1 protein-coding gene is annotated in these 720 nt (G+C 41.9%); it reads right to left on the bottom strand.

Going from position 1 to position 720, the window contains the following annotated elements; genetic code table 11:
* A partial coding sequence (gene catA, locus D7V20_RS19375) for a catechol 1,2-dioxygenase (RefSeq protein WP_120385418.1) occupies positions 1-720 on the bottom strand: 720 nt, incomplete at both ends.

Raw genomic sequence — 720 nt, 5'->3', positions numbered from 1 at the left:
AATTTCAGCTTCATCAGTGACATCCACAGCAGTCGCAACTAGACCATCACGGGTTGCAAAAGCAAAGTCATCCCAAAGGTACTGATCACCTTCGATATTAAATTGAGTGGTAAGTTTGCGATAACCTGGAGCAGAGACGAAATAATGAACGTGAGAAGGGCGATTACCGTGACGACCCAATAAATTAAGCACAGCTTGAGTAGTACCTTCAGGCGGGCAACCATAACCAACAGGCATGGTGGTTTGCGCAACATACTTTCCATCAGCATCGGTTAAAATACTGCGGCGTAAATTAAAATCAGATTGTGATTTATCAAAGAAAGAATAATTACCTAAACTGTTGGCATGCCAAACTTCAACTTTGGCACCTTCAATGATATTACCGTGTGTATCAGTCACAGTCCCTTCAATGAATAAAGTATCAATCTTATCCGTTTCAGAACCATCATCCATACGGGCAAAGCCAACAGACTCAGGTGCGCCAGCAACATATAAAGGGCCTTCAATGGTACGCGGTGTACCGCCTGTAATTCCTGCTTTGGCATCAGCTTCATCAGCACGTAAATCTAGATAATGTTCTAAACCTAAACCAGCAGCAAGCAGTCCAAGTTCATTGGCTTGACCTGCATCGGTAAAATATTCCAAACCTTTCCATAATTCAGTTTGAGAAATATCTAGATCTTCAATAGCTTCAAAAAGATCACCGAGCAAACGAACAAT

This window comes from Acinetobacter rongchengensis (genome assembly GCF_003611475.1).
Taxonomy (GTDB): domain Bacteria; phylum Pseudomonadota; class Gammaproteobacteria; order Pseudomonadales; family Moraxellaceae; genus Acinetobacter; species Acinetobacter rongchengensis.
This window is presented reverse-complemented; position numbering and strand designations above follow the sequence as displayed.